15 protein-coding genes are annotated in these 14,018 nt (G+C 54.6%); 7 read left to right on the top strand and 8 right to left on the bottom strand.

Annotated features, from left to right (window positions below; genetic code table 11):
- Positions 1–2: 2 nt before the first annotated feature.
- Positions 3–1,073, bottom strand: coding sequence for an A/G-specific adenine glycosylase (gene mutY / locus BVC71_RS06880; RefSeq protein ID WP_086450914.1), 1,071 nt, complete (start codon positions 1,071–1,073; stop codon positions 3–5).
- 67 nt (positions 1,074–1,140) lie between these two features.
- On the opposite strand from mutY, the gene BVC71_RS06875 reads away from it, so the two are divergent.
- Positions 1,141–1,653 (top strand): DUF721 domain-containing protein, encoded by a 513-nt coding sequence (locus tag BVC71_RS06875; RefSeq protein ID WP_086451257.1) that lies wholly within the window; start codon positions 1,141–1,143, stop codon positions 1,651–1,653.
- A 9-nt stretch (positions 1,654–1,662) separates the two neighbouring features.
- Positions 1,663–2,310: a DsbA family protein gene (locus tag BVC71_RS06870; RefSeq protein WP_086450913.1), complete on the top strand. Its 648-nt coding sequence runs from the start codon at positions 1,663–1,665 to the stop codon at positions 2,308–2,310.
- Between the two features lie 32 nt (positions 2,311–2,342).
- Here the strand turns inward: BVC71_RS06870 and lpxK are convergent, their stop codons facing one another.
- From lpxK to BVC71_RS06855, 3 genes are read right to left on the bottom strand one after another with little or no spacing between them, the layout of a single operon-like run.
- Complete coding sequence (gene lpxK / locus BVC71_RS06865) at positions 2,343–3,320, bottom strand: tetraacyldisaccharide 4'-kinase (protein ID WP_086450912.1); 978 nt, start codon at positions 3,318–3,320, stop codon at positions 2,343–2,345.
- Between the two features lie 11 nt (positions 3,321–3,331).
- Complete coding sequence (locus BVC71_RS06860) at positions 3,332–4,522, bottom strand: 3-deoxy-D-manno-octulosonic acid transferase (protein ID WP_165767742.1); 1,191 nt, start codon at positions 4,520–4,522, stop codon at positions 3,332–3,334.
- A gap of 4 nt (positions 4,523–4,526) precedes the next feature.
- Complete coding sequence (locus tag BVC71_RS06855) at positions 4,527–4,772, bottom strand: DUF4170 domain-containing protein (RefSeq protein WP_086450910.1); 246 nt, start codon at positions 4,770–4,772, stop codon at positions 4,527–4,529.
- Between the two features lie 185 nt (positions 4,773–4,957).
- Between BVC71_RS06855 and BVC71_RS06850 the strand changes: the two genes are divergently transcribed.
- Positions 4,958–5,752, top strand: a complete 795-nt coding sequence (locus BVC71_RS06850) for an HAD-IIB family hydrolase (protein WP_086450909.1) — start codon at positions 4,958–4,960, stop codon at positions 5,750–5,752.
- 2 nt (positions 5,753–5,754) lie between these two features.
- Positions 5,755–6,975: a glycosyltransferase family protein gene (locus BVC71_RS06845; protein WP_086450908.1), complete on the top strand. Its 1,221-nt coding sequence runs from the start codon at positions 5,755–5,757 to the stop codon at positions 6,973–6,975.
- Here BVC71_RS06845 and BVC71_RS06840 read toward each other — a convergent pair.
- The 3 genes from BVC71_RS06840 to BVC71_RS06830 all read right to left on the bottom strand — a co-directional run bounded on the left by BVC71_RS06840 (position 6,972) and on the right by BVC71_RS06830 (position 10,689).
- Positions 6,972–7,727, bottom strand: coding sequence for a 3'(2'),5'-bisphosphate nucleotidase CysQ (locus BVC71_RS06840; protein WP_338036462.1), 756 nt, complete (start codon positions 7,725–7,727; stop codon positions 6,972–6,974). The genes BVC71_RS06845 and BVC71_RS06840 overlap by 4 nt on opposite strands.
- Entirely contained in the window at positions 7,720–9,066 is a 1,347-nt protein-coding gene (locus BVC71_RS06835; protein WP_086450906.1) for a TldD/PmbA family protein, read from the bottom strand. The genes BVC71_RS06840 and BVC71_RS06835 overlap by 8 nt, the downstream gene beginning before the upstream one ends.
- Before the next feature lie 105 nt (positions 9,067–9,171).
- Entirely contained in the window at positions 9,172–10,689 is a 1,518-nt protein-coding gene (locus tag BVC71_RS06830; protein ID WP_086450905.1) for a DUF2125 domain-containing protein, read from the bottom strand.
- Positions 10,690–10,810: 121 nt separating this feature from the next.
- On the opposite strand from BVC71_RS06830, the gene BVC71_RS06825 reads away from it, so the two are divergent.
- From BVC71_RS06825 to BVC71_RS06815, 3 genes are all read left to right on the top strand, one after another.
- Positions 10,811–11,560, top strand: coding sequence for an SDR family oxidoreductase (locus BVC71_RS06825; RefSeq protein WP_086451256.1), 750 nt, complete (start codon positions 10,811–10,813; stop codon positions 11,558–11,560).
- A complete protein-coding gene (locus BVC71_RS06820) occupies positions 11,557–12,168 on the top strand; it encodes an enoyl-CoA hydratase/isomerase family protein (RefSeq protein WP_086450904.1) in 612 nt (203 codons plus the stop codon). The genes BVC71_RS06825 and BVC71_RS06820 overlap by 4 nt, the downstream gene beginning before the upstream one ends.
- A gap of 62 nt (positions 12,169–12,230) precedes the next feature.
- On the top strand, positions 12,231–13,394 hold the full coding sequence (locus BVC71_RS06815; protein ID WP_086450903.1) for a TIGR03862 family flavoprotein: 1,164 nt from the start codon (positions 12,231–12,233) through the stop codon (positions 13,392–13,394).
- Here BVC71_RS06815 and BVC71_RS06810 read toward each other — a convergent pair.
- Entirely contained in the window at positions 13,367–14,017 is a 651-nt protein-coding gene (locus tag BVC71_RS06810) for a hypothetical protein (RefSeq protein ID WP_086450902.1), read from the bottom strand. The two genes, BVC71_RS06815 and BVC71_RS06810, sit on opposite strands and share 28 nt — an antisense overlap.
- Position 14,018 lies beyond the last annotated feature (1 nt).

Here is a 14,018-nt window from a genome sequence, read left to right as displayed (position 1 = left end):
ACCTATGACTGATCGGGATCAATGTGGCGTAGTGGATCAGCCGCAAGGTCATACACCTTGCGCATGACGGTGGGCAGTGACGACGGGCTGAAATCGGCGGCGGGTACGAATGATCCTGCGCTGGGCGCGGCATCCTTTGGGACGCGGGCGATCAGAACGGTCAGCGTCAGGTGAAAATGCGTAAACGTATGCCGCGCGGTGGCGTTCAACGTTTGCCAATCGGTATCCAGCGGCGGGTTGGTTTTAGGCGCGTCAGACCAATCCGACCCGGGCCAGCCCAACATACCGCCCAATAGCCCCTTGTCTGGGCGAGTCTCTAACAGCCACGCGCCATCTTCGCGGCGGGCCACATAGGCGAATCCCAACCGTTCGGGTTTGGGTTTCTTTGGTGTTTTCTTGGGCAGCTCGGGCGCTGTGCCAGCCGCGCGGGCCGCACATGGATCGCGCCATGGGCAAATCCCGCATGCAGGGTTGCGCGGCGTGCAGATGGTCGCGCCTAAGTCCATGACGGCCTGCGCGTAATCGCCGGGGCGATCAATGGGCGTCAGCGCACGGGCGTATTCCGTCAACACAGGTTTAGCTGCGGGTAGTGGCGTGTGCTCGTCATATAACCGCGACATCACGCGTTCGACGTTTCCGTCTACGACGACTTCGGGCAGGTTATAGGCGATGGATGACACAGCCCCCGCTGTGTACGGCCCAACGCCTGGTAGTTTCAGTAGACCTGCGTGGGTGTCGGGAAAGGCTCCGCCGCATTCGTCCACTACGAAACGCGCGCATTTCAACAGGTTCCGCGCCCGCGCATAATATCCCAGCCCCGCCCATTCAGCCATGACATCGGCATCATCCGCCGCCGCCAGATCGGCGACCGTGGGCCAGCGCGCGGTGAAACGGTTGAAATAATCACGCACAGCGGCAACGGTGGTTTGTTGCAGCATGATTTCCGACATCCACACGCGATAGGGGTCGGGCTTTACCCCTGCTTTACGGTCGGCAGGCGATACACGCCATGGCATCACGCGGGCATTAGCGTCATACCAATCCAGCAGATCGTTGATTAGCCTGTCACGCAAACTTTAAGTCCTGTAATGTCGGTTTCGCTGGCGCGGTGCGCGTGGGTCATTACAATAGAGCATGATTATGAAACAGCCACGCCCAAAAGGATCCACTCGCGGTTTTTCACGCGCTTCGAACCTGATGCAGACCCGCATTCGTCAGGCTAGCGAAAGCCGTGGCTTTGCCGTGTCGCGTCTTTTGACCCATTGGGAGGATGTCGTGGGCCAACATGTTGCCCAAACCGCGCGGCCGGTGAATGTGTCCTACGGACGCGGCGGCATGGGTGCGACGCTGACGTTGCTGACCACAGGGCCGATGGCCCCGATCGTTGAAATGCAAAAAGAACAAATCCTGCAAAAGGTGAACGCTTGCTACGGATACCGCGCGATTTCGCGGATCAAGGTAACGCAGACCGCCCCCACAGGTTTTGCCGAGGGCCAAGTGGCATTCAAAGCCGCCCCCAAAAAACACAAACCCGAACCATCGCAGCAAGTCGTGGCACAGGCCCGCGCAGCCAGCGAAAACATCAAAGACGAAGGTTTGCGCCGTATGATCGAAATGATGGCGACAAACGTTCTGAACAAACCAAAGAGTTAAGAGGCTTTTATGAAACGACGTTTATTTCTGGGCACCGCAGGCGCGGCACTGATTTCCAGCGGCATGCTGAACGGTGCGATGGCACAAGACGCAGCCGAGTCCGAATCTCTTGTCGCAGATATGGTGCTGGGCGATGAAAACGCGCCAGTGACGATTATCGAATATGCGTCGTACACTTGCCCACACTGCGCGAATTTCCACGCGAACCAGTTCAAAGAGATCAAAGCGAACTACATCGACACCGGCAAAGTTCGGTTCATCTACCGCGAGGTATATTTCGACCGTTACGGCTTGTGGGCATCGATGATTGCTCGTTGTGGCGGCGATATGCGTTTCTTTGGTATCACTTCGATGTTCTATGAACGTCAAAGCGAATGGGCTCAGGGCGAACCCGCACAGATCGCGGCGAACCTGCGCAACATCGGTAAAGTCGCTGGTATCGACGACGCAACGCTAGACGCATGTATGCAAAACGGTGCTTTGGCCGAAGAGCTGATCGCATGGTACGAAACCAACCGTGAAGAAGACGGTATCGAAGGCACGCCTTCGTTCATCATTCAGGGCGAGAAGTATTCGAACATGTCGTACGAGGATTTCGCAGCTGTTCTGGACGAAAAACTGGAAGAAGCCGGTTACGTCGAAGAAACGGCGCAATAATTTCAAAGGGGGCGGTCCAATGGGCCGCCCTTTTACTTTGGTTCGATCCCTGCGTTCAGCAGCGCGGTGTTTAGCACTTCAGGTTGATCGATTTCCAAACGTACAGGCACCGTCAGAACCTTTGGCCGGAAATTATCGGGCAGGCGCACCGCGTCTTTTTCGGTGGTGACCAATTGCGCGCCCTTTAGGGTGGCTTCGGTTTCTAGGCGCAGCATCAATTGCGGGGTTAGGGGTTGGTGATCCTCTAACGCTTCGCCGTGGATCACCACCGCGCCCATCGCCCGCAAGGTGGCAAAGAATTTTTCGGGATTCCCAATACCTGCAAAGGCCAGAACGGGCATCCCCTGCCACGGCATTCCTGTGGGCAATGGGGCCAAACGTCCCGTGATTTGCGGCACGTCACTAGTGTTCAGTGGTTTGTCACTATCGCCGATTTTCAAAACCAGATCGGCACGTTTTAGGCCCGCATCCACCGTTTCGCGCAATGGTCCCGCAGGCAAAACACGTTCGTTGCCAAATCCGCGCGTTGCGTCCACGACGACGATGTTCAGATCCTTTTCTACGGACGGATTTTGGAACCCGTCGTCCAGTAGGATGATTGAAGCGCCCGCGCCTTGGGCGGCTTTGGCCCCTGCGGCGCGGTCTTTGGCGATCCAAGTGGGGCAAAAGGCGGATAACAACAGTGGTTCGTCGCCCACCTGATCGGCTTTGTGCACGCGTTCATTGACTTGGGTCGGGCCTGTCAAACTACCGCCGTACCCACGACTGACGATATGAGGGGTATGGCCATTGGCGATCAAATACTGCGCCAGAAAGATAGCGGTCGGCGTTTTGCCTGTACCACCGACGTTGATATTGCCAATACAGATAACGGGCACATCTGCTTTGAAGCCTGCTTTTCTGACACGCGCAGCGGTTGCCGCGCCGTATAGCCAACCTAGCGGTGAAAGAAGCCGCGCCCGAAGTCCGGGGCGGTCAGGTGCGTTGAACCAAAACGACGGGGCAGGCATGGCGCGGCTTTCTATCGGGTGATTTCATCAATCAGATCTGCAACGCGGTTTGTAACCTCGGCTCCGGAAGATGTCACCGCCCAAGCCGCATGGGCAAATTTTGCGGCTTTATCAGGTGACAGCAGGGCTTCGATCGCCGAGGCAAGATCGCTGGGGTTGCGGATGGCATAGGCGCCGCCAGCCGCGTCTAATTTGTCATAAGAACGGCTGTATGGTGCGGTCATCGGGCCATGAATCACGACCGATCCTAGAGAGGCGGCCTCGAACGGATGCCGGCTGCTACGGGTGAGCGTTCCGCCGAAATATGTCAGAGGAGCGACGCGATACCACATGCCCAATTCGCCCGACATATCTGCCACAACTGCGCGGGTTGTTTCGGTCGGGTCAGCATCACTGCGTAGTACTGTTTCAATGCCCGAAGCGGTCAGTGTCTGCGCGATGGCGGGTGCATCGGTTTCATTGCGTGGCACGACGATCAACAACAATCGGTGCGATCGTTTACAGGCGTTTTTATGGGCCGCAATCACCGTTTTGATTTCGGGTAAGACAGCATCCACGGCCATCCAAACGGGGCGCGTGTCCAAGGTATCAATGACATCGCGATATTCCGCGTCGTTATATGGGAGTAGGGGGCTGTCTTCTTCGAATGATCCGATGGTTTTCGATTCAGTTGCGCCCCATTTCGCAAATTTCGCCATGCTCGCTGCGTCTGTTGCGAATACTGCATCAAATCTGGAAACCAACGCGCGCCGCATGCCCCAAAACCAACGTTTGTTGGGCGGTTCGATATCGTTGCTGTTCGCGCAGATTAAATAGCGTTTTGGGACCGATTTATCGGTCGCCGTCAGGATCAATGGATCAATAGCCCCACCGATCCAGATAAGGGCATCGGGCTGAAAATGTTTGGCAAAGTTTTTGATGTCTTGCGGTGTGCGCCCCGGACCGGACAACGTGGTGATTGTGCCATCGGAATTGGTACTGTCAGGCTGCCCTGAACCAGTAAGCACGTAAGACACATCATCGCGGGTTTCATTCGATTGCCGAATGATGGCGCGCGCATTTTCATAATCGGCAATGTCGCGGCAATGGAACCAAATGACTGGGCCATCTGGCCGTTCGGGCCAATTTTCTGCATCAATGATGCCCGACCCGCCAGGACGGGTCGTGACATATAGCCCCAATGCCAAAGAACGCCGGTTCAAAGGTTTAGATATCCAATGCGTCCGTGATGGATGCCTCTACGCCTTCTTCGCGCAGGCGGTGCAGGTGGGCGATAAAGTAACGGGTATGTGCGTCATCGACGGTCCGTTGGGCGGCTGCTTTCCATGCGTCATAGGCAGCTTGATAGTTTGGGAAAATACCAACGATATCGATGTTTTCGACGTCTTTGAATTTGGTGGTGCTTGGGTCGATCAGCTCTCCGCCGAAAACCAAATGTAGGCGATTGGCCATGGTGAAACTCCTATCAGCAATTGGCGCCACACTAGTCATCGTAGAATGCGGGTCAACTGACATCTAATTGAAACATTTTGCACATAAATTGGGCATGTGCTTTTGTGCTGTGCGAAAAATGGGGTGGTTCGCTTGCCTTCGTCAGCCAATATGCCAAATCTTGAGTCGAAGAAGAAAGGACCACCTTGCCACGCATCGTTGTGTTCACAGATCTAGACGGAACGCTTCTGGATCACGAAACCTACTCTTGGGCGCCAGCACAGCCGGCGCTGGATTTGGCGAAAGCAAACGATATACCCGTCGTTCTAGCCAGTTCCAAAACTGCCGCAGAAATCGCAGAAATTCGGACCTCGATCGGATTCGAGCATGTCCCTGCTATTGTCGAAAATGGCGCAGGTATTTTGCCAGCCTTTGCGGCGGCTGGGGATGACCACAGCGCCCATGATAGAATTATCGCGACCCTGAATGACCTACCCGCGGATTTGCGTGGCGGATTCGAAGGGTTTACCGACTGGGGTGCCGATGGGGTGGCGCGTGAAACGGGTTTGCCCCGCGAACAGGCCATAAAGGCGCATGCGCGTCAGTTTTCGGAACCAGGGTTGTGGCGCGGTCCAGCCGATCGCGAAGCCGAATTTATTGACGCACTGATGGCTCGCGGCGTTCATGCGCGGCGCGGTGGGCGGTATCTGACGTTGTCGTTCGGTGCGACTAAAGCAGATCGTGTTTCAGAGATTATCAACGACTATGCTCCGTGCCGGTCCATTGCGCTGGGCGATGCGCCGAATGATGTTGAAATGCTGGAAACAGCCGATTTCGGGGTAATCATTTCGAACGCCCACGCCAAACCTTTGCCGCCCTTGCCGTCCGAGGCGACGGGCAAAATTATTCGAACCACTCAAGATGGGCCAACAGGATGGAACCAAGCGGTCACGCAATTCGTTTCACAGTATAGCCCTGTACATAAAAACAAGGAGGCCTGACTTTGGCCGATTTTCATCAAAGCGGAAGCATCGCAACCCTACACAACCTACGCACCACGTCGACCGAGGCGATGACGCGCGAGTTAGAGATTTTTGGCGCGACCCGTAAAATCAATTTGATCCTTCCGTCCTTGTTTTCCGAACTCGAAGGTGACGCGCTCCCCAATATCCTGACCGAACTGAACAAGGTGCCGTACCTGAACAAGATCGTCATTGGTTTGGATCGCGCGACCGAAGAAGAATACAAATACGCGCGTGAATTTTTCAGCCGGTTGAATATCAAACACGATATCCTGTGGAACGATGGCCCCAGATTGCAGACGATTGATAAGCGTCTTAAATCACTGAACTTGTCGCCGAACGAACCAGGTAAAGGGCGCAATGTTTGGTTCTGCATCGGCTATACCTTGGCCGAAGCCGAGGCCGCAGCGGTCGCAGTACATGACTGTGATGTCGTGACCTATGACGCGGATATGCTGGCACGGTTGGTGTATCCGGTCGCAAACCCAGCGTTTCCTTATCAAATGTCCAAAGGGTTTTACCCTCGTGTTGCGGATGGGAAACTGAACGGGCGCGTCAGCCGTCTGTTGGTTTCGCCGTTGCTGCTTGCACTGAAAAAGGTGGTTGGACCGCGCGACTATTTGGAATTCCTATCATCGTTCCGTTATCCGCTGGCTGGCGAATTTGCGATGCGCACCGGCATTTTGCCTGACATGCGGATCCCCTCTGACTGGGGTTTGGAAATCGGTCTTTTGTCCGAGGCATGGCGTAACCTGTCGCCCCAAGCTGTGTGTCAGGTCGAAATTTCGGACCGCTATGACCACAAACACCAAGATCTGTCGCCCGAGGATGCCTCCAAGGGCCTGAGCCGTATGTCTGTTGATATCTGCAAGGCGCTGTATCGCAAAATGGCTGCAGATGGTCAGGTTCTGAGCGAAGAGGTGTTCCGTTCGATCAAAGCAACCTATTACCGAATGGCGTTGGACCTGATCGATACCTATTACAATGATGCCAAAATGAACGGTCTGTCAGTTGATCGCCATGCCGAAGAATCCGCTGTTGAACTGTTTGCTGCAAATATCATGCAGGCGGGCGCGGTCTTTTTGGAAAATCCGATGGAAACGCCGTTTATTCCAAATTGGAGCCGCGTTAACGCAGCCGACCCCACAATTTTGACGGACATGGTCAAAGCTGTTGCCGATGACAACGCCCAATACGGTTAAATCAGTCGGTCCATGATTTCGGCGTGGGCCTTTGGGGTCGCGCCGATCACACCGTTTAGTTGCGGCATGGCGCTGTTGAACGCCAAAGATGCGCCGGTGCGGTCCGAAACGATCCCGCCAGCGCGTTCAATAATCAGGCTGCCGGCTGCAATGTCCCATTCCCAACTGGGGCGCAGGGTTACCATTGCGTCATAGCGGCCTTCGGCAACCAAACACATGCGATATGCCAGCGATGATCTAAAATGACGTTTTAGATTGGGTGGCGTTTCATTTTTCCAATGCTGCCCGTCCATCGTTGGGCGGGTGGCTAGAACCGTTTTGCAGTTTGGGCTGATTATAATATCGCGCCCGTTCAACGCAGCTGTCGTTTTGTGTGATGCCGCGTATAGGTTGTCGCGCATCGGTAAATAGATCGCTGCCGCCGAAGGTATCCCGTTCGATACCACCGCGATGGAAATTGCCCAGTCTTTAGACCCTTCGATAAACGCGCGTGTTCCGTCAATCGGGTCCACCACAAACTGGTGGGTGGTGTTTAGCCGTGCATCTGTGTCTGCGGTTTCTTCGGATAGCCAACCGTAATCAGGCCGCGCTGTCAGCAACATGTCATTTAGCATTTTATCAACTGCCAGATCGGCTTCGGTCACTGGGCCTTGCCCCGGCTTTTCCCAAACCTTTGGATCGGCGTCGAAAAAGCGGGTAGCGATAGCCCCCGCTTTGCGTGCTGCATTGGTGATGAGGTCTAAATCAGTCACCGGCAAGGGTCAGACCCTCGACCAACAGCGATGGTACGACGCGGGATAGATGTGCGCGGGCATCATTCGCTGGGGTGATGTTCATCAATATGTCGATCAGGTTTCCAGCAATAGTGACTTCGTTCACGGGGTGGGTGATTTCGCCGTTTTCGACCCAGAAACCCGATGCCCCGCGGGAATAATCGCCGGTGTTAGGGTTGATCGTTGATCCAATAAAGCCCGTGACCAAAAGACCTGTGCCCATCTCGCGGATCAGGTCGGCTCGTGATTTTTCGCCTTGGGTTAGGGCCATGTTCGTGGCCGAAGGCGATGGCGGGGCCGAAGTGCCCCGCGCGGCATGTGCATTGCTGGTCAATCCCAGTTTGCGGGCCGTCGCCAAATCCAGAATCCAGTCGTTTAGAATGCCATTTTCAACGATTGCATGTTCACGGGTTGGCAGGCCTTCGGCGTCAAACAGGCGCGATCCAGCCGCGCGGGGACGATGAGGGTTTTCGATCAGGAACAGGCCGGATGGCATGATTTGTTTGCCCTTTAGGTCGCGCGCCCATGATGAACCACGCGCAATTGCTGCCCCGTTGATGGCGGACAGCAGGTGCGCGATTAAAGACGACGAAATGCGTTCGTCTAGCAGGATTGGATACGCCCCCGTTTTCGGACGGCGCGGGGATAGTTTTTCAACGGCGCGTTCGCCTGCGGTGCGACCGATGTCTTCGGCGCTGCGCATGTCCGATTGGAAAATACGGCCGTCAAAATCGTAATCGCGTTCCATTCCCGAACCCGACCCGGCCAGAGCACCTACCGAGATGCCGCGATCTGTGCGTTCATAACCTGCCGAAAATCCATTGGTTGCTGCAAAATGAACGCGGCGGTGGCCGTAACCTGCGGACGCAGAAATGACCTGTTCGACACCGTTTACCGTCAATGCGGCGGCTTCGGCGCGGCAAGCGTCGTCTTGCAATGATTCTGGGGTCGGTTCTTCCGATGGATCAAACAGTTCCAACCGGCGGCTGTCGATGTCAGTTGCCAATTGGTCGGGGTCGGCCAGACCGGCATAGGGATCTTCGGGGGCAACGGTTGCCATGGCGACGGCCCGTTCAGCGATCATATCCAGCGCTTCGGGGCGGGTGTCAGATGATGAAATGCAGGCCTGACGATTGCCGACAAAAACACGCAGACCAACATCTACGCCTTCGGATCGTTCGGCTTGTTCCAAAGCACCGCCGCGGACCTCGATATTGATAGATGTGCCGTCGACTGCAATGGCATCGGCACTGTCGGCACCAGCACGTTTCGCAGCAGCAAGGATATCTTGGGTCAGGTCGTTCAGCGTCTTGGTCATGGTATGTCCTTTGGGATGCATAATGACGTAGACTGCGGGGGGCGGTCCTGCAAGTGCCGCATAGAAAAACCCCCGAAGATCAGGCGATCATCGGGGGGTGCTTTGTTAACGGATGCGTTGGCCATTCAATAGGATTTGGGCGTCATCGGTGATCTCTAGTGTCGTTTCGACCTGATCATCACCCGTTGCTTGCGTAAACATACCCATCATCATGCGGGCGCCCATAATCGCGTCCTGCACAGGTAGGCCCGACGTTTCCAGATCGGTCATCAGTGCGTCGATGCCGCTGCCTTTAATCGTTGCGCTGCCCGTAGGGCGTGGCATTCCGTCAAAGGTGGTCAGGTCAGAGTTGTCAAAGGTGAACGCCCCAGTTCCCGTTAGCTGGGCGCCGCCGAACGCAATCAAAAGGTTGTTCAGATTCAGGGACAATAGTTCGCCGAACGATTCCATGTCGTTCATCCGCATCATGAATTCGTATTGATCTGGATCGATCGCATCAAAGAACAGCTTGGCCTGACCGCTTAGGTCCAGTTGCAATGTTATTGGATCATGCGACAGCGCATTCGACGGGTCAGCCATCGCCCAAATCGCATCGCCCATTCTGATATTTTCCAAGTTCAGACCCATTGCGTAATCTTGGGCGTCGTCAGAACGGGACAGCGGCATCAGCATGTTGAAACCATAAGTGTCGGCGGTCATGGCGAATTCCATCGGCATTGCATCGGTGACAACGCGCAGTTCGTGGCCTTTGCTTTCGACGGATGCATTAATTCGAGACGCATCAACGGCAAAATCGGTTGCGCTAGACTGGCTTTCGCTAAGGATCGTCAGCTTGGATTCTGGGCTGTCGATGTTGATAAAGCTTCTTGCGAAGCCCCAAGATGCATTAAAGGCGCTCGTCAGTCCGTTTTGCAGCGCCATTTCTGCCGGACCTTCGATCGCAGCTGTTGGGTTATAGTTGCTGCCTGCTGCCGAAAGGTCATTCACCTGTCCTGCGATATCAACAGTTCCGCCATCCGTCGGTTCAAGAGCCATGACATATTCTAGCGCACCAATGTTCAGATCATAATCCAACGACTGGCCTTCATCGTCGGTGCCACTGGTCGAGGTGCCTGTGACATCTGTCAAAGTCGTGCGCAGATCAAAGGACTCAGGTTGGTCACCGTCCAAAACAAAGTTCATCGCGATGAGGTAGCGATCTACCGACGCGTCATAAGTGATCGCGCTATCATCGCCGGATGCGATGATTTCTGCCCCGTTCAGTGTCAGATCTGCGGTGATGTTCATTTCTTCATCGCCGGCCCCGCCGGTGATGGTGAATACCATGTTCTCTTGGAGCGTGATCTCAACCGTGCCATCAGCGTTTTCGGTAAAGATCACATCGCCCAGATTACTATTGATCGTCACCCCGTCCTGATTGGAACCATAGGAAAGGCCAGTGATCGTCAGAACGCCGTTTTCATAGGTTTCGCTTTCTGAATTTAGTTTGATCGAGGCACTGCGTACTATCTGGGATTGCCAGTCTTCCCACACTTGTTCGGCGCTCACATCCGCAAATGCCGCAGGAGCAGTCAAAATCGCTGTTGTGCAAACGGCACTCTTAAAAATTGCGGAACGTTGCATAGTCTTTCCTTTGAATAACCTAAACATAGATTGCCGTTACGAATGTGACGCGATTGGTCGGCAGTGTCGGCTAAAAGGTAATCATACAAAGCAATTGTTCAAAGTGGTAAAAGGCAAAATCATGAAAATGGACGGGAAAACCATACTGATAACAGGGGCAAGCCGCGGAATCGGTGCTGCTGCTGCGCGGGAATTTGCCAATCAGGGTGCGAATGTTGCTTTGGTCGCGCGCAGCGAAGATGACATTGCCAAATTGGCCGGTGAAATTGGCCCGAACGCACTAGCCATTCCATGTGATGTGGCCCGTTACTGGGAGTTTGAACAGGCGATTACCGCCACTGTTTCGGCATTTGGCGGGCTGGATGTGTTGATCAATAATGCTGGCATCATTGCCCCCATGGCAAAGATTGAGGACACGGACCCAGATGCATGGGGCCATGTGATCGATGTAAACCTAAAAGGTGTTTATAATGGCGTTCGGGCTGCATTGCCGATCATGTTGGAACGCGGCGCTGGATCGATTTTCAACATTTCGTCTGGTGCAGCGCATGATCCCTATGAACCTTGGTCTGCTTATTGTGCCTCTAAGGCGGGCGTTTACATGCTGACGCGTCAGGTCGATCTGGAATACCGCTCCAATGGTATTCGCTGCATTGGTTTGTCGCCTGGTACGGTGGCAACGCAAATGCAGCGGGATATCAAATCGTCGGGATTGGGCCGCGTTGCGCAGTTGGAATGGACTGATCACATTCCACCCGAATGGCCTGCGCGTACTTTGGTCTGGATGTGCGGCGAAGAGGCAGATGGCTATTTAGGCAATGATGTTCGACTAAGAGACGAAACAATCCGCAACGCTGTAGGCCTCATATGATCCGCGTAGACAGAAACGACGATGTTTGGACGGTTACAATTGATCGTGCGGATAAGGCGAATGCCCTCACCGAAGACATGTTGAAAGAACTGACCGACATCGCGATCGCTGCGCGGGACATCAAAGTGTTTATCCTAACAGGCGCTGGCCGTGTTTTTAGTGCGGGTGCCGATCTGGATCAGGCCGCCAAGGGGTTGGCCGTATCTGACCAGTGGGAAACATTGTCATCAGCCATCGCAGAAATAAAAGGCCTTAGCGTTGCCGCGTTGAACGGTACGGTCGCAGGCGGCGCGTTTGGAATGGTGTTGGCTTGTGATGTGCGGGTGTCCGTTGGGGCGGCGAAATTCTTTTATCCTGTCATGCGTCTGGGATTTCTGCCGCAGCCGTCTGATGTGCGGCGTATGGTCGAATTTGTTGGCCCGTCCCGCGCCAAGCTGATCCTCATGGGCGGTCAGAAAATCTTGGCTGACGAAGCGCTGTCTATCGGGCTCATCGATCGCATCATAGACGACGAAGACGTATTGGGTGCTGCGATGTTGTTGTCCCAAGATGCGCAATTGGCAAAACAAAGCCACGTGGCAGCCATCAAATCGATGATCCAATCGTAGCGCCATTGGAACCAGCGTCGTGGAATGATAGGTCTTTTGCCTGAAAGATAGGTAGGGCCAATATGGCAAAAGCGATTGTTATCGGTGCGGGCCCCGCAGGGCTTATGGCGGCAGATGTTTTGTCAGCTGCGGGTGTTGATGTGACAATTGCGGACGCAATGCCGTCGCCTGCCCGCAAATTTCTGATGGCCGGCAAATCGGGCCTGAACATCACCAAAGTGACGCCTGATTTTATGGCCCCTTTTGGTCCCGTCGCCGAAGCGATGAAAAATGCGCTGGGCGAATTTGGCCCCGCAGAGGTGATCGAATGGGCCCAAGGCTTAGGTCAGCAGACGTTCACTGGGTCGACGGGCCGCGTGTTTCCAAACGTGATGAAAGCATCTCCGTTGTTGCGCAATTGGTTGGGCCGGCTGGATGACCGTGGGGTTATTCTGCACCGGCGCTGGCGATGGGTGGATTGGGACAACGGCGGAGCCGTGTTTGATACACCGATGGGCCGACAAAGCCTGCCCTACGATGTAGCGATTCTAGCCACAGGCGGTGCAAGTTGGTCACGATTGGGATCGGACGGTAAATGGGTCGATTCTATATCCGCCCCGATAGCGCCGTTTAAACCCGCAAATATGGGGTTCAACGTGAATTGGACCCAGCACATGCAGAGCCATTTCGGCGCACCCGTCAAGGGCGTTGAATTACACGCCGGCGAACACCGCACCCGAGGCGAATTTGTCGTGTCAGAACGCGGCGTCGAAGGCGGCGGAATTTATGAAGTTTCGGCCGCGGTACGTGATGGTGCAGCTTTGGTCGTTGATCTGGCGCCCGATATGTCTGTGGCCGACGTCCGAAGCCGTCTGGCAAAGCGTAAAAAGAATTCATTGGCCAATTTCTTGCGTAAATCCTTACGGTTAGATCCGGTCAAAATCGCGTTGTTACAAGAATTTGGTCGGCCATTTCCCGATGATCTTGCGCCAGTGATCAAGGCCCTTCCCATCCGTCATAACGGCCCCCGTCCATTAGACGAAGCGATTTCAGTCGCTGGCGGGGTGCGATTTGACGCGATGAATAACCGTTTAATGCTGCGTGATCGCGCGGGTGTCTTTTGCGCAGGCGAAATGCTGGATTGGGAAGCGCCAACAGGCGGGTATTTGATCACAGGGTGTCTGGCTACAGGCCGATATGCTGCAAATGCGGCCGTTGATTATGTCAATGAATTTGGTGCGTCATAGCCGTAGACCGCAATGTCACGGGCGTAGCGTGTCGCAATAAAATCAATGGTTTCCCTCTTCATCGGAACCAGTGGCTCTGGTTCGCCTAAAAGGTCAGAGATATTCGGGGGAATGGGTAACTTTAACTGTACCAAAACTGTGGAAAGTTCGCTTTCCAGACGTTCTGTTGGTATGATGTCTGTCATGAGGTTTGCGCACCACGTGTCGCAAGGCATCGCGGCCATTTTGCGCCAGTGTTGTGAAACGGTTCCGTCTTTGCTGTTCGTTTTATGGCTCAGTTGTTTGACCCATTCGTCAAAATTGGGCGTTTTGAGGCCAATAAAGGATTTCATCCGCCAGACAGGGTCGTGTCGATTAATACGGGTGTGAAGCGCAGACAGGCGCACATAAGGGTTGGATGTGCAGGTGATGCGCCTGTAGCTGGAAAAATCCCACCCTAGATTTTCAAATGCCTTTTTCACCGCAGTAGGCGGCATGTGGCGATAAAATGGGTGTTCGGGTGTGCGCCGATGGATTTGTTCGATCGGTTCTTCGTTCCAGGTTTCTAGGTAGTTGTGTAAATGACCCGCATGCGTCAGCGGTTGATGGAAAAAGATGAACCGATGCCGGTGTGAAATGATCATA

This window comes from Marivivens niveibacter (assembly GCF_002150005.2).
Classification (GTDB): domain Bacteria; phylum Pseudomonadota; class Alphaproteobacteria; order Rhodobacterales; family Rhodobacteraceae; genus Marivivens; species Marivivens niveibacter.
Note: the sequence above shows the minus strand (reverse complement) of the source record. Positions and strands in the feature narration are given on the sequence as shown.